Source organism: Flavonifractor sp. An112 (assembly GCF_904377885.1).
In the GTDB taxonomy this organism is placed as follows: Bacteria; Bacillota; Clostridia; order Oscillospirales; family Oscillospiraceae; genus Flavonifractor; species Flavonifractor avicola.
This window is the reverse complement of record NZ_CAJFGT010000011.1, coordinates 1-23,280: the sequence shown is the minus strand read 5'-3', so window position 1 is coordinate 23,280 and position 23,280 is coordinate 1. Positions and strand designations below refer to the sequence as shown.

The window sequence follows — 23,280 nt, the reverse complement described above, 5'->3', positions numbered from 1 at the left end:
CAACCCGCTTCTGAGTCCCTGTTAAGCGGTAGTATTCTGCTCCAGATTACTGGGTGACGTACACGCCGCCCTCGACCTTGACCACCACGGGGGCCTTGGAGACCTCGCCGTTGGCGGACCAGGTCATGCCGGTGCCGGTCAGGCCGTCCACGCTGAAGTCGCTGGAGGTGAACTGAGCGATCAGAGCCTCGCAGATCTCCTCGGCGCTCATGTCGGCGGTAACGCCGGCAGCGGTGCAGGCCTCATAGATGGCGTACATACAGTCGTAGCCGTCAGCGGCGAACTGGTTGGGGATACCGCCGTAAGCAGCCTCATACTCGCTGACGAAGGTCTTGGTGCGCTCGTCCTCGCCCCAGGCGTTGAAGGGAGTCATGAGCATCAGGCCCTCGGCCAGGCTCTTGTCAAAGCCCTCCAGGTCCAGGATACCGTCCATACCGTCGCAGCCGAAGAAGGTGGGCTCATAGCCCATGCTCTTGGCCTGGGACAGGATCAGGGAAGCGGGGGTGTAGTAGATGGGCATGAACACCAGGTCGGCGCCGGCGTCCTTGGCGGCAGACAGCTGCACGTTGAAGTCGGTGTTGGTGTCATCGGGGAAGGTCTGAACGGTCACGACCTCCAGACCGATATCGTCAGCGGTGGTCTGGAAGGCATTGTAAATGCCGGTAGAGTAGGCGTCGCCGTTGTTGTAGATCACCGCGATCTTGGTTCCCAGGTTGTTATCCTTAATATAGTTGGCGGCGGTGATACCCTGGTTGGGGTCGGTAAAGCACACCTGGAACACGTTGTCCTTGCCCGCAGTCACGTCGGTGGAAGAGGCGGAGGGGGTGAGCTGGAAGTAGCGGTCGTTGAAGGTCTCAGCAGCCACAGCCACGCAGGGGTTGGTGGTGGTGCAGCCGTAGATGATCTTGGCGCCGTCGTCCTTCAGCTTGCCGTAGGCGTTGACCGCCTTCTCAATATCGCCTTCGTCGTCCTGAGCGTTCAGGGAGAACTGCAGGCCGCCCAGAGCGTTAATCTCCTCAATGGCGATTTCGGCGCCCTGCTTGGTGGCCAGGCCGTAAACAGCAGCGGAGCCGGTCAGGGGGCCGATGCCGCCGATCTGAATGGTGCCTTCGGTGTTGCCGCTGGTGGTTTCATTGCCACCGGCGGGGGTATTGGCGGAGCCGCTCTCGGTGCCGCCGCCGCAGCCGGCCAGCATGGAGAAGCTGAGCGCACCCGCCAGCGCAAGAGACAGGATGCGAGACTTTTTCATCGTTCATTCCTCCTTCAAGAAGTTGTTGACAATTATATGCGTGTCGTCGGAAATTGTCAACCTTAAAAATGCACAAGGGCCGCCCTTCAGCAGGTGGCCCTTGTGTGAAGTATGAACAATTTATGAACGTAGGCAGGCATTTTCAGATAATCAGTCCGCCATTGGGGGACAAAACCTGTCCCGTGATAAAGTTTGCAGCGTCGGAAGCCAGATACCACAGGGCCTCCGCCACATCCTCCGGCCGGCCGATGCGCTCCAGGGGGGTCTCCTCCGCCAAAGCGGCCAGATCCTCGGGGCCCAGGTTGCCGTTCATCTCCGTATCAATGACCCCGGGAGACACACAGTTCACCGTGATCCCAGAGGGCCCAACCTCCTTGGCCAGAGCCTTTGTAAGCCCGATGACAGCAGCTTTTGCGGCAGAATAGGCCACCTCGCAGGAGCCTCCCACCTGTCCCCACATAGAGGACAAAGTCAAAATTTTTCCCGCCTTGCGATGGATAAAATGAGGCAGCGCCGCCCGGATGGTGTAGAACATTCCGTCCACGTTGACGGCAAACATCCGCCGCCAATCCTCGTCCGTCAGATCGCCAAATAATTTCTGCTGGGCGATGCCTGCGTTGCATATCAGAATGTCAAGTTGACAAAATTTATCCAACACATTGTCAACCATATTCCGTACCTGGGCCGAGTCTGACACGTCGGCCTGGACCGCCCAGCCGCCGATCTCCTCCGCCAGAGCCTCCGCTTTCTTTCTGGAGCGGCAGTAGTTGACCACCACCCGGTCTCCCCCGGCGGCAAACCGCCGGGCCGCCGCCGCGCCGATGCCCCGGCTGCCGCCGGTAATGAGAACCACCCGTCCTGCCATACCATTTCCTCCTTGTTTATGGCGTTTTTCTCAGTATACCAGCACTTTCCGGCCTTGAAAAGAGAAATTTAAAAAAGTATTGACAAGCTCTTTTATTTTCGCTATAATAGTCCATGCTGTTCGGACGATTAGCTCAGCTGGTAGAGCATCCGCTTGACGTGCGGGAGGTCACAGGTTCAAGTCCTGTATCGTCCACCATATAAAACCCTTGAAGCCAAACGGTTTCAAGGGTTTTTTCTTTGTTCTGTAAAAGCCATCCTCCTGGGTATTCTGTTCCGGCGGATGGCTTTTATTCTCATTCGTCAGGAGGCTATTCCGTTGTTAAACAGGGGTGCCAGCACGTCGGCATAGGTCTCGAAGATATCCAGCAGCACGCTGTCCCAATGGCGGGCATCCTGCTCCGCCGTACCGAACACATAGTCCTCCTGGCCGTAATCGATCACGTCAAAGCCGGGCATGGCCTTGCTGGCTCCGGCCGTGCGGTAGGCGGCCGCGTCGGCCAGAGAGAAAGACACCGTGCCGTTCTCCATGCTGACCCAGCCGGTCAGGTCAGTGCCGCTGGCCTCCGTGGCGGTACCGTTGGTGGTCTGGGGCTGGGCCTCAGCCTTGGTGACGGTTGCCGCGCCCTCCACATACTGGCCGTACATCTGATCCACATACAGGCTGAAGGAGTCTCCCAGCACCTCGGAAGGTACATGACCGCCGTCCCACTGCCACTGGAGTTCGGCGTCAATACCGGCGTTCAGCATAGCGATCTGCAGATTCAGAGAGTTGAACATGGAGATGTCGCCCTCCGCCGCGCCGCACAGAATCTTGACCCAGGTGGGGTCTTCCGTGTCCTCAGCTCCGATATAGTTCAGGGGATTGTAGAGTTCCACCAGGTTGTTGCCGTACTCATCTCCGGCCTGAATGCTCTCGATGTCAGCCCGGTAGGCCTCCACCATCTCCTCATAGGTGGCGTAGTTGTTGGAATCCACTGTGCTGCCCGAGGCCTGGGTAGTGCCCGCATCGGGGGTACCTACAATCATCTCCCGGTTGCCGGCGTCGCCGCCCTGGCCAGGTTGGATGCCTTCCGGCAGCTGCCCCTCCTCCAGGCCCTCGGGAGGTTGGCCCAGATCCCCACGGCCGCCGCCCATCATGCCGCCTCCAGGGCCGCCGGCGGAGGTGCCTTTGGCGTAGCGGCCCTCCAGGAAGGCCTGCGCCTTGTCCTGGCTGGTCATAGCCGCCACTTCCTCGTCGCTGAGGGCATTACCCTCCTCGTCAAACCAGGTCCAGTCGGAGGCGTAGTCCAGATTGTCCACATACCACTGGAGATTCTGGGTAAATTCCGCCAGATACAGATCCAGATAGGTGCCGTAATAGCCGTTGGTCTCAGGGTAGGCCTCCGGGTCATACTGAATGGTCAGGGCAATGGTGTCCTCCATGTCGCCGTCATCGTTCAGGTCAAAGCCCACATCGGCCTCGTTGACGGTAAGCTCCTGGGCATTGATATACTCCATATAGGCCGCCGACAGATACTGCGCCAGCTGGGCCTGGAATTCCGTGGAGAAGTCGTAATCGGCGTCCAGAGAATATTCAAAAGCCAGAGCCATATCAGCCTCTGCAAGCGGTGTGATGGCGCTGTAGGCAATGCACCCCCAGGCCCCGTCGGAGATCTGGTAGTCGGTGCCGTCAATGGTAACAGAGGTGGAGTAGCCTCCGTCCTCGGTGTAATAGACGCCCACCGCGCCTGCCTCGATCTGATAGTCATAGAAATCCGGGCTGTCGGAGGTGGCGGCAAACATCACGGCATGGGCCCCGCCGCCGGAGCCGCCGGTGGAGACCAGGTACTCCCCGCAGCCGGGCAGATTGCCCAGGAGGATGTTGTACTGGATAAAGCGGGCGGCCGCCTTCTGGTCGGCCAGACAGGAGGGGGCGTCGCCGGTATAATAGGTGTCGCCGTTTTCGTCGGTGACGGTATCCTGCTTGCCCCGGTTGCCGCAGGCCACATTGATATAACCCTCCGCGGCATAGGTGGTGGCGGCCAGGGCGTTCATCTGGGAACCGTAGCCCGCCGCGCCGGTGTTGAGGATGACGGGAGCAGTGGCGGCGGTATAGGTCTGACCGTTGGTGCTGGTGATCTCCGCCTCATAGTCGATGACCAGACAGCCGGAGACTGCATCCTGACCGGTGTCTGCCCCGGTCACATCGGCGGAGCCGTCGCCGTCGGTGTCAATGCCGGTGACATAGGCCCCGGGGACGCAGACGGACACGCCCTGCTGATCGGGCAGTTCCGGATAGGCCACCGCCGACACGATGGACATGACCCAGGCGTCGGCATCGGCATCATAGGTCCAGGCCTGGTCAGCGTTGTTGGCCAGGTTCAGGGTCTCTTCGATATAGGCCTTTTCCTGGACATCGGCCACGGCGGCGGTGGTCTGGGGCTCTTCACTCTCCTGTTCCCCACTGTCAGCCTGACTGCAGGCACACAGGGAGAGCGTTATGGCGCAGCTCAGAAACAGCGCCAAAGGTTTGCGGTAACTCACAGAAATACCTTCTGAATGTTGTATTTTGTTGATTTTGCGTTATGTCCCGGCGGGAGCCTGCTGGGTACCGGACTGCTGACGGTCAGGCCGCTGTCCGCCCATACCGCCGCCCATACCGCCTCCCATCTGGCCCGGATTGCTCTCGGAGCCATCGTTGGTGGTAAGGTCGCCGCCGTTGTTGGTATAGGTACCGTCGCAGTCCAGCGCGGTGTCTCCCGCGCCATTGAAAGTGAGGGTCAGCGTACCGCCGTTGATGGTCAGGTCCCCGTTGGAGTCGATGCAGTCACCGGAAGAGGTTACGGTAAATGTGCCGCCATTGATGATGATAAAACTGTCGGAGTCGGAGGCGAAGGTATCCTGGGGCCGTCCGCCGAAGCCACCAAAGCCGGAGCTGTCCGCCCCGCCGGCGGCGTTGAGGCCGTCATCGCTGGAGACGATGTCAAAAATACCGTCCTCAATGGTGATGGACAGGCCCTCAATGCCTTCATAGCAGTAGGGAATGGTGAAGGTACCGCTCTGGATGGTGAGGGCGGCGTCGCAGTGGACGGCGTCGTCTCCGCTGTTCAGGGTAAAGGTGCCGTCAGCAAGGAGCATATCCCCACCGGCATGGAGGCAATCATCTACCGTATCCACGGTAAAGGTGCCGCCGTTGATGGTGAAGGTACTCTCCCCCTTAATGCCTTTCTGGCTGGTGGTGTCCTCCTCCGTGGTGGTCTGGGTCTGCTCCGTCCACCCGCCGCCCCGGTCAAAGGTGTCGTCGGTGGTGAACGTAACGCTGGCGCTTCCCTCGCCGGTAGTCAGATCAAAGGTACCGCCGTCGATCTGGAGCGCGCCCTGGGCACTGACTCCATCTCCCTGGGCATGGATGGAAAAGCTGCCGTCGGCAATATAGAGGGTGCCCAGGGTGAGGTCATCGCTGTTTTCCGCATGAATGCCGTCCTTCCCCGAGGTAATGGTAAAGGTTCCGGCGGCAATGGCTATGCTGTCCTTGCCGGACAGGCCGTGACTGGCTGCGGTAATGGTATAGCTGCCCCCGGTGATCACCAGGTCGTCCTTGGATACCACTCCGTGGCCCGCCTGGGCGTTGATGGTCAGGCTGCCCGAGCCGTTGAGGGTCAGATCGGTCTTGGCAAAAATGACGGCGTCGATGTTGTTGTCGTCAATGGCGATATACTCTCCGCCGTTGGTCAGGGTATTTTCCGTTCCCTCCGCCAGGGTCACAAAGACCTTATCCGCCTCCAGGGCGTAAATGGCGGCGGAGGTGCTGCTGGTGATATCCGCTCCCGCCAGTACCAGCTGCACCTTATCGGTGTCGCCGGCGTTTACAATGATCTGGCCGTCGGTGAGGGTGCCGGAAATAAGGTAGACCCCCTCTGCCCCGATGGTGATCTGGCCGTTCTGGATGGTGACGGCAGCGGAGTCGCACGCCGCGCTGTCCCCGTTGAGCTGGATCTGAACGGCCTGGCTCTCGTCATAGGTGCCCGCCAGATCCCGGTCGCTGAAGAGGTCGGAAGTGCCGGCAGCGGAAACGGCTGTGGCCGTCTCCTGCTGGGCGGCGGTGGTCTCCGGCACCGGGGTTGCTTGGCTGGCAGACTGGCTTTGACAGCCGCTGAGTGTCACAAGGGCACACAGCGCAGCTGCAGTCAATCCTCGTTTTGTTCGCTTCATAGCAGATTCATCTCCTTTTTACAGGGTGGCTGCAGTGCTGTCCTGGTGGCCCAGAGCGATCTCCAGGTTTCCATTGCGCAGGCGCAGCTGGTCGATAAAGGCTTTTTCCTGGTTCCGGTCCTTCAGAGTCAGGTCGTAGGTCAGCTTGAACAGGCTGCCCATGTTGGTGGTCTTGACCTGGGTCAGGGTGTACCGGCGGGCGTACTGGCGCAGGATGGGGTCGAATACACCCGCATAGTCCAGATCCTCCGGAATGGTGATGTGGAGGGTGCGCTCGGTGGAGCCTCCCGTTCCGGGCCGGAGGCTGACGGCATTGTAGAGCATCATGGCCGCCCCCAGAATCAGGGTAAACAGGGCCCCGTAGGCCAGGTAGCCCATGCCGGTGATAAGGCCGGTCCCCATGGCCACGAAGAGGGCCCCGATCTCCCGGGCGGAGCCGGGGGCAGAGCGGAAGCGCACCAGGTTGAAGGCCCCGGCCACCGCCACACCGGTACCCACGTTGCCATTGACCATCAAAATGACCACACACACCACAGCGGGCAAAATGGCCAAGGTAACGGTCAGGCTCCGGCTGAACCGGGACCGCCACAGAGTCATAGCGCACAGCATCAGCCCCAGCAGCAGGGATACCCCCACGCACAGCAGAAATTTGCCGGGGGCGATGGTGTCGGTAAGGGCAGTATCAAACAGGCCCTGAAACAGCGTATCAAGCATACTTTCTCTCTCCTCTCTGCCCCGCCCCCATCAGGTCCTGATAGGCGGCGCCATACTTGGAAAAGGAGGTTTTGAAGATCCCCTGCTCGGACAGCACACGGGCCATCCACAGTGGAAGTCCTCCCGCCACCTTCGCCTCCATCAGCACCCAGCCCGCCGGCAGGAGGGCCCTGCCCCAGGGGTCGGAGTCCAGGGTGAGCGCCTCCCGGCGGTAGCGGATGGCTTCGTCAAAGGTCACCCGAAAGTCAGGGTCCTCCATCCCGCGGTAGGAATCCCGCTCGTAGGAGAGGAACACAGCGGGGTACAGGGTCTGATAAAATTCCACAGCGTAGGCCAGCTCCCGCCCGATCTGGGTATCCGGCCAGAAGTCCGCCCCCGCCAGGCACCTCAGGGCCCGGTCCTGGGGCATGGAGATGCGCCGCTTGTACACCACAGAGCGGTACTTCTTCTTCAGTTCCACAAAGACCGACCCGGTCTCTCCCGCCCGGCCATAGCTGCGTACCCGGAGCTTCTCCTTATAGACCGGCTTCTCCAGGCTGCGGCGGATGAGCCGGTAGTCAGGGGTATCCAGATAAAGGTTACGGATGGAGCTGTGACTGTATTCATCGGGCACCATGTGCTCCGCCATGGCGACCAGAACGGCCTGCTGCTGCCGGCAGGTCATGAGATATTTCAGTTCATAGCGCTGAAAAACCGTCTTGGTTTTCACTGAGATCTACCTCCTTGTTGGGATAGGGTAAACTCAGTGTAAAAACGCAGCCCTAACTGAACTTAAAAACAAAACAATTTTTTACTGACAAGATTTTCTCCCGGTGCTATCCTTTTAATTAGAGTTAAGGCCGCCGGGGTATGCTGGCGTTACTATAGAAACAGAAGGGGCGATAAAGATGCGTATTTTACTGGCAGAGGATGAACACTCCCTGTCCCGGGCGGTGGCTGCCCTGCTGGAGAAAAACAACTACTCTGTGGATGCGGTATACGACGGCGAGGAGGCATTGGCCTACCTGGAGGCGGGCAACTACGACGCCCTGGTCCTGGACATCATGATGCCCAAGCTGGACGGTCTGGAGGTGCTGCGGCGGCTGCGGGAGGGGGGCAATCCCATTCCGGTGCTGCTGCTCACCGCCAAGTCGGAGGTGGAGGACAAGGTGACCGGTCTGGATATGGGGGCCAACGACTACCTGACCAAGCCCTTCTCCACCGCCGAGCTGATGGCCCGCATCCGGGCCATGACCCGCAGTCAGGCCGGGGGCCAGGTGACCAGCCGCCTCACCCTGGGCAACATCACCCTGGATCAGGCCACCTTCGAGCTCTCCTCCCCCCACGGCAGCTTCCGCCTGGCCAACAAGGAATATCAGATGATGGAGCTGCTGCTGCGCAACCCCCGGCAGCTTATTCCCTCCGAGCGTTTTCTGGAGCGAATCTGGGGTTATGACAGCGATGTGGAACTGAACGTGGTGTGGGTGTACATCTCCTACCTGCGGAAAAAGCTGACCGCCCTCAAGGCCAACATCCAGATCAAGGCCACCCGGAACGCGGGCTATGCGCTGGAGGAACAGTCATGATCAAACGCCTGCGCCGCAAGCTTATTGCCGCCTGTATGCTCTCCCTGGCCCTTGTGCTGCTGGTAATCCTGGGCGGAGTCAATTTGATGAGCTATCATAAGGTGGTATCCGACGCCGACGCCGTGCTGGCCCTGCTGGACGCCAACGACGGGGCTTTCCCCAAGAATCATCCGGGACAGGGGGAGACCCCCTCCGGCGACCTTCCCCCGGACAGCCTGCCCGGCGGGAAAAAGGACTTCTTTGGCCAGCGGGGCATCTCGCCGGAGACCCCCTATGAGTCCCGTTTCTTCTCTGTCCTGCTGGGAACGGACGGGCAGGTGCTCCAGACCGATACAGGGCAGATCGCGGCGGTGGACGACCAGGAGGCAGCGGCCTACGCCCAGGCCGCGCTGGCCTCCGGGCACACCTCCGGCTTCTGGGGGAATTACCGCTATCTGGTCCAGACCGACGAGCTGGGCAGCCGGGCCATCTTTCTGGACTGTGGCCGGAGCCTGTCCTCCTTCCGCACCACCCTGCTGGCCAGTGTAACGCTGGCCCTGGTGGGGCTGGGCGCGGTGCTGGTGCTGCTGCTCATCCTGTCCAGCCGGATCGTCCGCCCCATGGCGGAGAGTTATGAAAAGCAGAAGCAGTTCATCACCGACGCCGGCCACGAGCTGAAAACCCCCATGACCATCATCAGCGCCGACGCGGATCTGGCAGAGATGGAATGCGGCGAGAACCAGTGGCTGGCCGACATCCGCCGTCAGGCCCAGCGGCTGACCGGTCTGACCAACGACCTCATCTACCTCTCCCGGATGGAGGAGGAACAGCCCAAACTGCAATGCATCGAGTTTCCTCTCTCCGACGTAGCCGAGGAGATGGCCCAGTCCTTCCTGGCCCCTGCCAAAAGCCAGAACAAGGATCTGTCCCTCCATATCCAGCCCATGCTCTCCTTTACCGGGGACGAGAAGGCCATCCGCCAGCTGCTGTCCATCCTGCTGGACAACGCCCTGAAGTATTCCCCCGCCGGAGGCCGTCTGGCGCTGAAGCTGGAGCGGCAGGGCCGCAATCTGATCCTGACGGTATCCAACACCACCGCCCAGCCGTTGGAGCGGGACAAGCTGCCCCATCTCTTTGACCGCTTTTACCGCACCGACCAGTCCCGCAGCAGCCAGACCGGCGGCTACGGCCTGGGCCTGTCCATTGCCCGCAGTATCGTGCAGGCTCACAAGGGAAAAATCCGGGCGGAAGGTCCGGAGAAAACCACCCTGTCCATTGTGGTCAGTCTGCCGGCCTGATTTTTTCGGATTTTTAACTCCAATTAGGTTTGACCCCTTATCCTGAACACAGAAACTGAAACACCCCGTGAAACAGGAAAGGAGTCTTATCGATGGATGTCAGATATACCCCCATGGAACCGATCCTCCCCACCCCCGCAACAAGCGAAATAGACCCCGGCCGTTCCGGCGGCTGGCCTGCCTGGTACTCAGCGCCGCCCTGTTCGGTGGGGTGGCCGCCGGCGCCTTCTATGGCGTGGGGCGGCTGCTGCCCCAGGCTGAGGGCACCGACAGCGGCACAGCCGCTGCCTCCTCGGGCACGGTAGTGACCAGTCTGGCCAGCACCTCCTACTCCTCCACCCGGTACGGTATGGACGTGTCGGACATTGCCGCCGCAGCTCTGCCCAGTGTGGTAGCCATTACCAATATTTCCGTACAGGAGGTACGCAGCTATTTCAACCGCTTTGGCCCCAACGGGGGACAGGCCCAGCTGCAGGAGACCACCAGCTGCGGCTCAGGCGTGATCATCGCCAATGACGGAACCTACCTCTACATTGTTACCAACGCCCATGTGGTGGAGAATGCCACCACCCTGTCGGTGAGTTTTGTGGACAACGCCGTATATGAGGCCCAGCTGTGCGGCGCCGACGAGGAGGCCGATCTGGCGGTACTCAAGGTAGCCCTGTCCGACCTATCCAATGACACCCTCTCCCAGATCGCGGTCATCGCCGTGGGCGACTCCGACGCGCTGGAGGTGGGCGAGCAGGTGGTGGCCATCGGCAACGCTCTGGGCTACGGCCAGTCCGTGACCACCGGCATCGTCAGCGCGCTGAACCGCAGTCTCACCAATGAAAACGGCACCACCTCCACCTACATCCAGACCGATGCCGCCATCAACCCCGGCAACAGCGGCGGAGCGCTGCTGAATCTGGACGGAGAACTCATCGGCATCAACACCGCCAAGCTCTCCGACACCGACGTGGAGGGCATGGGCTACGCCATCCCCATCTCCGACGTGGCGGATCTGATCGCCCAGCTGATGACCCAGACCACGGATCTCAGCGGCACCAGCTCCAACACCGCCCAGCAGTCCGGCTGGATGTACCGGCCTGCCGTGTAAAAAATGCAAAAAGAGGCTCTGCCCCTATGGATGGGCAGAGCCTCTTTTTTGTAGCGCAATCAGTCCGCCGGTTGGGCGGAGGAGTCGCTGTCACGGATCACGCCATGCAAAAACGCATCCAGATAAGTTTTCCGCAATTCCTCACAAGCCTCTATCCCCTGGGCCGCTGCCTCTCTCATCTGGCTGCAACTATTGCAGTAGGATTGATAGAACTCCATCAGCGCAAGCATATCCGCCAGCGGAATCCCCGCCACCTTTTTCTGAACATTCAAATAGCCGTCCAGCAGTTGGTAATTGAGCTGATCAAAGGGCTGCTTCAGGCGGGTAACCTCTTCCGCAAGATGGGCAGGCGGATTTGTCAAGGCAAGAGAAACCACCCCTTGCAAATCCGGATAGGCCAGGAAAAAGTCGTGCCGGCACTGAAAGTAGTAGAGAACAGTCTCCCAGGTAACGGGGGCCGAATCCGGCAAGTGTTCCCTGCAATAGCCGGTCATTCTCTGAAAGCTATGGTCTACACAGCCCAGAAACAGCGCGTCCTTGCTGGAATAATAATGGTACAAAACGCCTTTGGAGAACTCCCCCTGCTGACAAATACGATTGACAGAGGCCGCTTCATAGCTCCTACTCCCAAATTCATGGCAGGCCGCTGCTATAATCCGCTCTCTCATCTGGCTCCGGCGCTCTTCCTGGGTCATGCTGTATCACTCCTTCCGCTGGTAGCGGCTTATGAAAGAAAAACTTTTTTATATTATACTACATACCGAAAAAAGTTTCAATATTTCAAAAAGGTATGACAAAAAATCATACTTGCAACCCCAAAAGTGTCTCTCTAAAATATAGACCAGGAGGTCTATAACCAGGGAGGGAAACTACAAATGAAGTATACCGCAAGCAAACGAATCCTCAGCACACTGTTGGTCTTACTTATGCTGACAGGCTGTCTGCCGTTCTCTGCAATGGCAGCGCCAGCTGACGGATCAACACAAAACGAAGACGTCCATTTCACGCAAGCAGAAGGGACGACACAAACAGGCAATTTGGCCTTGGGCCGGCCTGTACTATCCTCTGAGGATGGTGATGGAACCACCGCCGGCCTCGCCGTGGATGGAAAATTCGACAAACAATGGGCCTCCGGCGTCATGAAAACTTCGGGCACGGTTGATGATACCGCCGAGCAGACGCATCAGTGGTTTCAGGTCGATCTGGGTGAAGGAACCCACGACATCAGCTCTATCAAGTTGTATTACAACATGAAGGTCTGGCCCATGGTGTATGAGATCCAGACTTCTCCTACCGGCGGCCCGGATTCCAAGGACTGGAAAACCATCGTGCGTGTGGAGCGTGGCTCCTTTAATGGGGCAGTCGAAAACGCGGATGGTCAGACCATCGCCGATGAGAGCGGCAACACCAATCCAGCTACCGCCGCCAATGTGGACACCATCACCACTGAAAGCAATCCCAAGCTTACCGCCACAACAGTAGACCGGTATGTACGTTTTTACTGCGAGAAGGTAAACGCACAGGCCCCCGGCGTCAATGTCAATCTAAAGGAAATTGAAATCTATGGGCCTGTAAAACTGGATGAAGAGGCTCCCACCGCTCCCACCGGTCTCACCGCCAAGCCCACCAGCGACGGTGCCGTGCTGACCTGGACCGCGGCTACAGATAACGTGGGTGTGACCGGCTACGACGTGTATGTGGGGGACGAGACTGACCCCAGAGGCAACACAGTAGCAACCTCCTTTACCCTGACCGGCCTGGCCTCTGAGACTGAGTATACGGCAAAGGTCGTGGCGCTGGACGGGGCAGGCAATCGCTCCACTGCCGCCAGCATTTCCTTTACCACCGCTGCCGCTCCTCAGGTTACCTGGGATGTGGAATTCCTGGACGATTTTGAGGATGGGATCGATTCCCACTGGACCAAAAAATATGCCACAGCGGAAACCAGCGCCGACCAGAACCACACGCAGGGCGGCGGCAACAGCTTTTCTGCCGGTGCAGAGCAAACCGCGCTGGTCTGGTCCAACGATGAGGTTCTCAACGGCGTCATTACGGTATGGTACTACGATACCATGAAGACTACGTCCGGTGTGACCCTCCATGTGGCCTTTGTGGAAAGCTCCGATGCGCCGGGCAAGATGGCGGGCATCGGCATTAACAGCAAGCAGAATGCCAATCAGTACATGATGCGCTATCCCGGCGCGGGTAACTATAAGGCCACCGGAGTGGCCCGCTCTGAGGGCTGGCACGAGTTCAAATGGGATTGCTCCGACGGCAAGAGCATGAAGATGTATATTGATGGGAAGCTGATCAACACCGCCACCGATATCACATCCTTCGACAAGCTGACCTTTGGCGATGACTGGACCAATCCGGCCGGCGTTGCTCCCGGCTACTATGACGATATCTCCATCCAGGGCAATGTTTATGTGCCTCCCGTGGATGCCGATTCGGAGCTGGACAAGATCGCCTCTCTGCCTGAGGTCGGCCCCTCCGATACCCAGATCCCGCTGCCGGAAGTGGCCGACGGATTTACCCTGAAGGTCGTTGGCAGCGAGCTGGAGCAGGTCGTAGCCAATGACGGCACCATTCTGGGCACTAACATCGGCCAGCGGGAGGTAGCCCTGCTGCTGGAGATGAGCAGTGATACCGATCCGGAGGACACCGCGCGGAAAAACATCAATGTGACCATCCCCGATCACAGCGGCAGCGCCGCCTACGCCGGAACCGACTGGTTTGAGACCCGTGGCTCCAATGCCAAGCCGGGCATCGTCCCCTCCGTGCAGGAGTGGTTTGGCTATGACGGCAGTTTTACCCTGACCACCAGCTCCAAGATCGTGCTCAACGACACCGCCAATGTGGGTCTGGACAAAGTGGCCGACAACATGGCGGAAGATGTAAAGGAGATCAGCGGCATCACCCTGACCGTGGAGACCGGCACCACCGCCGGCCCCAACGACATCTACATCGAATCCCAAACCCAGGATGTGTACCAGACCGGCAAGGAAGGCTATGTCCTGGTCACCGATGAGAACGGCCTGAAGATCTACAGCTCCACCTATACCGGCGCCCTGTACGGCACCATCTCTGCCGAGCAGATGCTGTGGCTGGCGGAGGACCATGTCTCCATCCCCATGGGCGTCATCCGGGACTTCCCGGCTTATGAGGTGCGCGGCCTATTCCTGGATGTGGCCCGTACCCCCTACCGGCTGGACCTGCTGGAGGACTACAGCAAGATCCTGCTGTGGTACAAGATGAATGAGTTCCACGTCCATCTGGCGGACAACCGTTCCGTCAAGGACGGCAGCGCCAACAGCCATCCCGAGGACTATGAGGGCTTCCACCGCCTGGAGAGCAAGGAGTTCCCCAGTCTGGGCGCCGAAATCCGCAAATCCAGCCTAGGCCCCGACCTGACCGCCTACAATTATTACGAGGACGTCTACGAGGTGCCCTTCTATACCCAGGAGGAATGGATCCAGTTCCAGAAGGACAGCAAGGACTTGGGTGTCCAGATCATCAGCGAGCTGGATATGCCCGGTCACTCCCTGGTCTACATCCGCTATGCCCAGGAAAATCCGGACGGCATTGAGTGGCTGGGTGAAAAGGGCAACGGTGTGGACATCAGCAATCCCACCGAAAAGGAATTGCTGAATCTGACCGACCCGGATAAGGCGCCCATTGCAAAGAGATTCGCCCAGACTCTGTGGGATGAGTACACCCGCGGGGATGACCCCGTATTCCAGGGCGATGTTGTCCACATCGGCTGCGATGAGTACTGGGACCACAACAGACCCGGCACCAAGGAAGGCTTCATCGACTTCATGGAAACCATGCGCCAGACGGTCATGGACAACGGCAAAGAGAAGGTCCGTGTGTGGGCCTCCTTCAACCGGATGCAGCTCACCGATAAAGAGGTAGAGGCTCTGGGTCCCGAGAACTATCAGATCGATATGTGGAGCTCCGGCAACGACGACCCCATCAAGCGGGCCGCTCAGGGCTTCCAGATCATCAATGACGAGGACGCCTTTATGTACGGCAACCCCGCCCGGGAACGCCGGGATGTGGTCAATGCCGAGTACATCTACAACAGCTGGGACCCCACCGTCTTTACCAAAGGCAATCTGCTCAAGGGCGAGCCCAACCTGCTGGGCGGCACCACCTGCCTGTGGGGCGACGAAAGCTCCGAGGGCATCATCGAACTGGACCTCCATCAGCGCATTATGCGCGCCATCCCCGTGACCAGCGAGAAGTGCTGGGGCAGCGACACCGACGACACCTTCCAGGAGTTTGAGCTGCGCTCCAACGACCTGGCTGAGGGCCCCGGCACCGGCATCGCCATGGATGTGGATACCAAGTCCTCCCTGGTTGTGGACTATGACTTCAACAACGTATCCGCCGACGGCAAGACCGTCTATGATGCCAGCGGCAACGGCTATAACGCCGCGCTTACCGGCGGCACTGTCAAGGACGGCGTGCTCACCTTTGACGGCAATACCCTGATGGAGACCGGTCTGGGCAGCGTAGGCTATCCCTTCACCGTCTCCTTTGACGTGACCCTTACCCAGGCGGACATTGATGCCTCTGCCGCCGCTTACGGAGACAATGACGCCACCAACGACGCTAACCTGCTCTCCGGCTATGACGGACGGCTCCAGCTGGTGGGTCACAACGGCAACGTAAGCGCCGACGTCAACTACTACATCCGCGACCTGGGGTACAAGCTCCCCGCCGACCAGGAGGTCAATATTACCCTGGTGGGCACCATGCACGGCATGAAGCTCTATGTGGACGGACAGCTCGTGACCTTCCTGTCCATCAAGAGCGAGGGTGCCTCCTATCCGCCCAAGTACATGAATTCCATCTACTCCTCCTTCGTCCTGCCGCTGGAGCAGATCGGCGAAAACTTCTACGGCAGTCTGTCCGGTCTGAAGGTCTACAATAAGGCCCTCTCCGCCGAGGAGGTGGCCGCCGAGGCCGGGCTGCTGGAGGGTGACAACCTGGTAAACGTTGCTCAGGATGCCAGCTCCACCAGCTATCAGAAGCCCGCTCAGGATCAGGCCATCAACCGAATCTACTATGCGGCTAAGGCAGTGGACGGCGACGGTTTTGACTATGTAAATAAGACCGTCTCCGGTGACACCAACAAGAACTCTGAGATCCACTCCACCTGGTACGGCTTTGCCGCGGACAGCTACCTGCTGGTGGATCTGGGCCAGGAGCGGCTCATCGACCAGACCCTCATCCAGTGGAAGGGCAGCAACTATGCCAGAGAGTACCAGATCGAAACCTCTATGGACGGCGAGACCTGGGATGTGGTCTACACCGGCAGCGCTTCCGACCGGGACGAAAACGGCGTAAGCCACGGTTCCTTTGACCCCGTCAGCGCCCGCTATGTAAAATTCCAGGGCGTGGCCTTCAACGGCAGCCGCTATGACATCCAGGAATTCCTGGTTTGCCAGACGGTGGACAAAACTGCTCTCAACGATCTGCTGGCCAAGGCAGAGGAAATCGTGACCGAAAAGGGACTGGACTTTACCAGCACCGGGTTGGAAGGCGACCTGTTCCAGGCTGTGGTCTATGCCCGCGCTCTGAACAACAGTCCTCTGGCCACCATTGAAGAGGTGACCGCTGCCGTGGCCGCTCTGGAGGAGGCCATGCAGGCTCTGGAGAACGCTACTACGCCTTCCACCTCCTACGCTATCACCGTGGAGGACAGCGACAACGGCACTGTGACTTCCAGCCGCACCCGCGCCCCCAAGGGCCTCACCGTCACCCTGACCGTGAAGCCTGACGAGGGCTACAAGCTGGATACCATCACCGTCACCGATAAGAACGGCAATGAACTGAAGCTCACCGACAAGGGCGACGGCAAGTACACCTTTACCATGCCCGCCTCCGCCGTCACCGTGGAAGCTTCCTTTGTGGAGGACGACACCCCCGTGGACACCGGCCTGCCCTTCACCGACGTGGAGGCCGACGACTGGTTCTATGAGGCCGTGAAGCACGTCTACGACAACAAGCTGATGGACGGTACTTCCTCCACCACCTTCGCCCCCCTCATGACCACCAACCGTGCCATGGTCGTCACCATCCTGTGGCGGCTGGAGGGCCAGCCTGAGACCGACGCCACCCTGTCCTTCACCGACGTGGAGAGCGGCGTGTGGTACACCGACGCTGTGAACTGGGCTACCTCCAAAGGCATCGTCAAGGGCTACAGCGACACCGTGTTTGCTCCCAACGACACCGTAACCCGCGAGCAGCTGGCCACCATCCTGTACCGCTATGCCGAGTACAAGGAGTATGACGTGTCCGCCAAGGGCGACCTGACCACCTTCACCGATGGCAGCGCCGTGTCCACCTGGGCGGCCGACGGCATGACCTGGGCGGTTGGCGCTGAGCTGATCACCGGCAAAGATGGCGGCAAGCTGGATCCCACCGGCACCGCCACCCGCTCTGAGGTTGCCACTATTCTCATGCGTTTTTTGACCGCGTAAGACCACCCATATTTCTTTACTTCTTTTCCAGGCGATGGCCGGGGACATTGTCCCCGGCCATCGCTGGTATATCGCTGTTATTAAAGTATGATAAAATTTCATACTTTCCTGATCGGAAGTATATGGAGTAATATAAAACTACCAATATAAAACTACCAATATAAAATAATGGGATTTTTTGGCTATAGTGCACAAGCAAACCAGGCAATAGTCCCCGCCATACCACTGACGAGGATTTTTGTAGATTAGAAAAGGAGGAAGTAGGATGAAAAAACAAATGGGCAGAGCCCTCAGCCTGCTGCTTACTCTGGCGCTGGCTTTGGGGCTTACAGGCCCACTGCCAACGGCAGCAGCAGAAACTGAGCTCACATTGCCTCCCCCGGCGGTAGATCTCTCGGAGGGATACTCAGAAGATCCCAACGCCTATGAGATCTATCCCGTGCCCCACTCCGTGGAGTACGGAACCGGCTCTTTTACCATGACCAAAGAGGTCAACGTGGTAAAGAGTACCAATGTAGACCAGTACACCGTAGACTTTTTGAAAGAGATCCTGACCCGCTTTGACCGCACCATGGTCGTGAGCGCCACTCTGGATCCCTCCAAAACCAACATTCTGCTGGGCATCAAGGGCGAAAACACCCTGGTAGACGGTCAGGCGGGCGAGCCGAAAGCTTACCCCGACCTGTTCAATCCGGCCAATGAGCCCGGTACCGTCCACAAGTATGACTCCTATCTGCTGCGTGCCGATGCCGATACCAATCCCAACGGCATCATCACCATCCAGGGTCAGAACGTGGATGCCGTCTATTATGGTGTGTCCACCCTGCAGATGATGTTTACCTCCTTTTACGGCAATAAATTCCTGCCCGTAGTGATCGAGGACTATTCCAACACCATCTTCCGCGGCTTTATCGAGGGCTTCTATGGAGGCCATACCTATGAGGGCCGCGAGAGCCAGATCCGCTCCATCCGGGATGTGAAGGGCAATATCTATGTCTTCGCGTCCAAGACAGATCCCTATCATGGTGCAAACTGGGACAAGCCCTATCCCCAGGAAGAGCTGGATCAGATCAAGCACCTGGTTGAAGTCGGCAAGGAAATGCATGTGGAGTACACCTGGTCTGTCCACATTGGCATTGGTATGGTGCTGGGGCAGAGAGACACCACGATTAGTGATGAACTCTATGCCCAGAATCTCGAAAAGCTAAAGGCCAAGTTCCAGCAGCTGTACGATGTAGGCGTACGCAGCTTCCACATCCTGAACGATGACTACAACAGCGGCGTACCCGCTACTCAGGCCAAGCTCCTCAACGATATTAACGCCTGGCTCAAGTCCAAGGGTGACTGTCGTCCCCTCGTCTACTGCCCCAAGGGCTATAATGTTGGCTGGGCAGGTAATGGCGCCGAGCTGGTTGATCTGAAGAGCGCTGGTCTGGACAAGGATATCTACATCTACTGGACCGGCTCCGACGTCAACTCCCCCATTACACAGGAGAACATCAGCTGGCCTTATGAAAAGTCCGAGCACTATCCCGTGACCTGGCTGAACTATCCCTGCTCCGAGCACGACAAGGCCGGCATCTATCTGGGCGTCAGCAGCCACTACCTGGCCGATGCCGACAACATCACCGGACAGGCCGGTATCATCTGTAACCCCGTGGACTACCCGGAGGCCAACAAGGTGGCCTACTTCCAGATGTTCTCCTGGGGCTGGAACCGGGACAACTACACCAGCTATATGGACACCCTCTGGGAGGACTGCTTCAAGTACCTTCAGCCCGAGGTCTATGACGCCTATCTGACCATTGCCCGCAACGTGTCCAACTGCCCCGACTCCGGTCGTGTGCCCCAGGGCTTCCCTGAGTCTGAGTACTTGAAGGACACTCTGGATTCTGTCCAGGCCAAGGTCCTGGCCGGCACAGCCAAGGCAGATGACCCTGAGATTGTGGCCCTTCTGGCTGAGTTTGACCACATTCTTTCGTCCGTAGAGATTTTCCAGGCTGATTGTGCCAATAAGAACCTGGTGGCAGAACTGACTCCCTGGCTCAACTCCCTGGTGGGCGTCGTCAACGCCTCCAAGAGCGGGATCGAGGCTGCTATCGCCATCAACAACGGCGATCTGGACGGCGCCTGGACCGCCTATTCCGCCGCCGGTATCGGCCTGGACGAGTGGGACAACTACAAAACCCCCAATTATGATACCGTAACCGCCAAGGCCGGCAGCCGGTATCTCGAGCCCTTCGCCACCGATCTGATGGACTATGTGACCGACGAGATCGTACCGCTGCTCAACCCCGGCGGGCTGAACAAAGAGCCTACCTTCTACGCCGTTCTGGGCGGCAGGGAGATGGTGGCCAGCGCCGAGTCCGATAAGATGTTTGACGGCAAACCCAGCACGTACGCCTCCTTCAGCGTCAACCAGAAGGCCGGCGACTACTTCGGCATCGACCTGGGCGCGGTGAAGGAGCTTCACTCCGTTCATGTGCTTCAGGGCAAAACCGACAGCTATCACGACTACTTCCACAAAGCCGTGCTGGAGTGCTCCGTGGACGGCCAGCACTGGACCGCGCTGACCGAGAAGGTCAATTCCCATGACATTCAGGTATCCGGTCTCTCCCTGGCCGCCCGTTATGTGCGCCTGCGCCTGCTGGAGACCGGCTACGGCAATAAGCCGGATTTCTGGACCGACGTACGCGAGTTTACCGTGGAGACCGCCGGCGATTCTGAGACAGAAAAGGGTCTTTTCTACACCAACACCGAACTGACCGGCACCGTGATCGAGGACGGCGGCTACTACACCATGTCCGCCATGCCCGGCGTCACTCTGGCCAACCGTGAATATGTGGGTATCCGCCTGCCCGAGATCATGGGTGTCAGCGAGATTACTTTGGACGGCGCTCTGCCCGAAGGCCTTACCCTCCAGTACTCCGCCAACGGGGTGATCTGGACCGACGGCGCCCCCGAGAGCGACGCTACCATGCGCTATATACGTCTGGTGAACAACAGCGGTACCCCTGTTACCGGGGACCTGCCCTCCGTCTCCGCCAAGGCCGCCTTCATCAAGACCGACCTTTCTTACGAGTCCACCAATATGGGCCTCTACCAAGGTTCCTGGAACAATATTGTGGACGGCAACCGCAGCAGCCTGGCATGGACCGACGCCAAACAGACGGAAGGCCAGTATATCATCTTTGACATGGGCGCCAAGCAGCCTGTGTACGATGTGACTCTGTTCTTCCCCGAGCAGGGCGACCACCCCCGCTTTACCAGTATCAGCGTCAGCGACGGCAGCGATCCCAACGGCAGCTGGACCGTGATCGGCAACTTTACTGATAATTCCGAGATGGATCCGCCCTATCGCTACTATGCCTGCAACGGCAACGGCGTGTCCGGCCGCTACATCAAGATTGAGATCACCCTGACCGCCGCAGGCTGGATCAAGATGAACGAGCTGGAGGTCAACAAGAACCTGGACCAGGACGGTCCCTCCGGCGGCTTCTCCGGAACCCCCGAGGGAGAGTTCGACCTCATTGTGGACGGCAAGCTGTCCACCTTCTTCACCCTGGATCAGGTGGACGAGGAAGGCGGCTACCTGCAGTACCTGATCTCCGAACCCAAGACTTATGAAAAACTCTCCATCCTCCAGGATCCCTCCGCCATCTGCGGCGCTGAGGTCCAGGTCCAGAACCTGGAGGAGCAGTGGATCACCGTGGGCGTTCTGGATAAGGGCGTCAACACCTTCCCCACCGCAGGCTACGGCCCCCTGCTGGGCGTCCGCCTGAATTGGGAACCCGGTACCGCGCCCGCCATCGCTGAGCTGATCCTGGCAGAAGGCGGCACCGCCGCGGAAGTGCCTGTGGGCACCGCTCCCCTGCGTTTCCCCGCCATCTACGAAGCCGATACCACTCCCCTCGTCATCTCTGTGCCCAACGGTACCCCCATTGATAAGGTGGGTCTGCCCTTCCAGGCGGACGTTGTGCTCAGCGGCGGCAATACTGTCACGATCCCCGTGACCTGGACCTGCGACAACTACGAGGCTGATACCGCCGGCCAGTATACCTTTACTGGGTCTTATGACCTCTCCGGCGGTCTGTCCAACCCCGGCGGCTTTGCTTTGAGCGCTACCGTCACCGTAAACGACCCCGTTGACACGTCTTCTGACGCTGTAACGACGGCCGGCGAAGAGGAGAACCTGGCTCTGGAGCATCTTGTCTATGCTTCCGGCCTTGAGGTCAATCATCAGACCTTCGCCGCTGATGCTGTGGACGGTAAACTTGACACTCGCTGGAGCGGCAACAAGATGAAGGTCGATGACACCGCCGACTCCTGGATCGTGGTGGATCTGGGCGAGGATGTGTGCGACATCACTGAGGTTTCCTCCAGCTATTATGCCAAGGTATGGCCCAGCGACTATGTGGTACAAGTGGCCGGTTCTGACTTTGTACCCACCGACTACAGCACTGTCAATGTAGGTACGGTAAGCGATGAGAGCGCCTTTGAGGGCCAGAATGCTAAGGACGCCAGCTGCTGGACCACCATCGGAACCTACACCGGTATGAGCGGCGACGGCCGCACCGATGCCCTGACTAACTTTGAAGCCGCCATTCCGGAGGGTACTCGTTACCTGCGTCTCTACTTCACCAGTATCAACCAGAGCGCTTTCGGCCACTCCATCGGCCTGAACGAGCTGGAGGTCACCGGTACCCGCTACCTGGATCCCACTGAGCCGGGCGAGCCTGAAGATGTGGTGGTGGAGACCGTAATGCCTTCCGTGGCCTACGGTCGGCTCAACACCGCGTTTAACGATCTGGAGCTGCCTGCGTGCGCCGTAGTTGCCCTGTCCGACGGCACCACCCTCCGCTTCCCCGTGGCGTGGAGCGAAGAGGTCTATGATGCCGCCTCCACTGAGCCTCAGACCTTGACCGGCACACTGGATCTGTCCGGTACCGGCATCCTCAACGAAGAGAACCTTACCGCTTCCGTGACTGTAAACCTGTCCGGCGAGCCTACTGTGGTCAATGTGCTGGTGAACCCCACCAGCCTGGGCGTGGACTACGGCACTTCCTTTGAGATGCTCAACCTGCCTGAGCAGGTGGTCCTGGAGCTGTCCACCGGCTTCGGCGTCGCCTGCGATGTGACCTGGGACAGCACCACCTACAACCCCAACGCCGAAGACACTCAGTACGTCCGCGGCACCGTACTCTACAACGGCCAGACCTACGAGGCCGTCATGCCCGTGGATGTAGAGGGCGCCCCCGTGGATCCTGAGGGCCCCACCGTCTCTACCGCCTACGTCATCACCGTGGAGGACAGCGACAACGGCACCGTGACTCCCAGCCGTACCCGCGCTTCCAAGGGCATCACCGTCACTCTGACCGTGAAGCCTGACGAGGGCTACAAGCTGGATACGCTTACCGTCACCGACAAGAACGGCAATGAGCTCAAGCTCACCGACAAGGGCAACGGCAAGTACACCTTCACCATGCCCGCCTCCGCCGTTACTGTGAAGGCCTCCTTCACCAAGGATGACGGCTCTGTGAGCACTGGTCTGCCCTTCACCGACGTGAAGGCCGACGATTGGTTCTATGAGGCTGTGAAGTATGCCTATGACAACAAGCTGATGGACGGTACTGCCTCCACCACCTTCGCTCCCTTCATGACCACCAACCGTGCCATGGTGGTCACCATGCTGTGGCGGCTGGAAGGCCAGCCCAAGGCTGATGCTACCCTGTCCTTCACCGACGTGGAGAGCGGCGTGTGGTACACCGACGCTGTGAACTGGGCTGCCTCCAAGGGCATCGTCAAGGGCTACAGCGACACCGTG

General features: G+C 59.1%; 12 protein-coding genes and 1 tRNA gene. 6 read left to right on the top strand and 7 right to left on the bottom strand.

Annotated features, from left to right (window positions below):
- Nucleotides 1–46: 46 nt before the first annotated feature.
- Both IHN22_RS02920 and fabG read right to left on the bottom strand, forming a co-directional pair.
- Complete coding sequence (locus IHN22_RS02920; RefSeq protein WP_191433359.1) at nt 47–1,249, bottom strand: ABC transporter substrate-binding protein; 1,203 nt, start codon at nt 1,247–1,249, stop codon at nt 47–49.
- Nucleotides 1,250–1,391: 142 nt separating this feature from the next.
- The gene (gene fabG, locus IHN22_RS02915) at nt 1,392–2,114 is read right to left on the bottom strand and encodes an elongation factor P 5-aminopentanone reductase (RefSeq protein WP_191433358.1); all 723 of its coding nucleotides are present in this window, start codon (nt 2,112–2,114) and stop codon (nt 1,392–1,394) included.
- A 122-nt stretch (nt 2,115–2,236) separates the two neighbouring features.
- On the opposite strand from fabG, the gene IHN22_RS02910 reads away from it, so the two are divergent.
- Nucleotides 2,237–2,312, top strand: a tRNA-Val gene (locus IHN22_RS02910).
- Between the two features lie 104 nt (nt 2,313–2,416).
- On the opposite strand, the gene IHN22_RS02905 is transcribed toward IHN22_RS02910, so the two are convergent.
- From IHN22_RS02905 to IHN22_RS02890, 4 genes are read right to left on the bottom strand one after another with little or no spacing between them, the layout of a single operon-like run.
- Nucleotides 2,417–4,639, bottom strand: coding sequence for a hypothetical protein (locus IHN22_RS02905; RefSeq protein WP_191433357.1), 2,223 nt, complete (start codon nt 4,637–4,639; stop codon nt 2,417–2,419).
- Between the two features lie 39 nt (nt 4,640–4,678).
- The gene (locus tag IHN22_RS02900) at nt 4,679–6,307 is read right to left on the bottom strand and encodes a carbohydrate-binding domain-containing protein (RefSeq protein ID WP_191433356.1); all 1,629 of its coding nucleotides are present in this window, start codon (nt 6,305–6,307) and stop codon (nt 4,679–4,681) included.
- 18 nt (nt 6,308–6,325) lie between these two features.
- Nucleotides 6,326–7,021, bottom strand: a complete 696-nt coding sequence (locus IHN22_RS02895) for a DUF4956 domain-containing protein (protein ID WP_191433355.1) — start codon at nt 7,019–7,021, stop codon at nt 6,326–6,328.
- Nucleotides 7,014–7,730 (bottom strand): polyphosphate polymerase domain-containing protein, encoded by a 717-nt coding sequence (locus IHN22_RS02890; RefSeq protein WP_191433354.1) that lies wholly within the window; start codon nt 7,728–7,730, stop codon nt 7,014–7,016. The genes IHN22_RS02895 and IHN22_RS02890 overlap by 8 nt, the downstream gene beginning before the upstream one ends.
- Before the next feature lie 178 nt (nt 7,731–7,908).
- Between IHN22_RS02890 and IHN22_RS02885 the strand changes: the two genes are divergently transcribed.
- From IHN22_RS02885 to IHN22_RS02875, 3 genes are all read left to right on the top strand, one after another.
- A complete protein-coding gene (locus IHN22_RS02885) occupies nt 7,909–8,586 on the top strand; it encodes a response regulator transcription factor (protein WP_191433353.1) in 678 nt (225 codons plus the stop codon).
- Nucleotides 8,583–9,863 carry a sensor histidine kinase gene (locus IHN22_RS02880; RefSeq protein WP_191433352.1) on the top strand — a complete coding sequence of 427 codons (1,281 nt, stop codon included), beginning with the start codon at nt 8,583–8,585 and terminating at the stop codon, nt 9,861–9,863. Before IHN22_RS02885 ends, IHN22_RS02880 begins: the two co-directional genes overlap by 4 nt.
- A gap of 67 nt (nt 9,864–9,930) precedes the next feature.
- Complete coding sequence (locus IHN22_RS02875; protein ID WP_191433351.1) at nt 9,931–10,962, top strand: S1C family serine protease; 1,032 nt, start codon at nt 9,931–9,933, stop codon at nt 10,960–10,962.
- Between the two features lie 59 nt (nt 10,963–11,021).
- Here IHN22_RS02875 and IHN22_RS02870 read toward each other — a convergent pair whose 3' ends face one another.
- On the bottom strand, nt 11,022–11,657 hold the full coding sequence (locus IHN22_RS02870) for a TetR/AcrR family transcriptional regulator (protein WP_191433350.1): 636 nt from the start codon (nt 11,655–11,657) through the stop codon (nt 11,022–11,024).
- Nucleotides 11,658–12,101: 444 nt separating this feature from the next.
- On the opposite strand from IHN22_RS02870, the gene IHN22_RS02865 reads away from it, so the two are divergent.
- Nucleotides 12,102–17,456, top strand: coding sequence for an S-layer homology domain-containing protein (locus IHN22_RS02865; protein WP_365813660.1), 5,355 nt, complete (start codon nt 12,102–12,104; stop codon nt 17,454–17,456).
- Nucleotides 17,457–17,721: 265 nt separating this feature from the next.
- A partial coding sequence (locus IHN22_RS02860; protein WP_191433348.1) for a beta-N-acetylglucosaminidase domain-containing protein occupies nt 17,722–23,280 on the top strand: 5,559 nt, incomplete at its 3' end.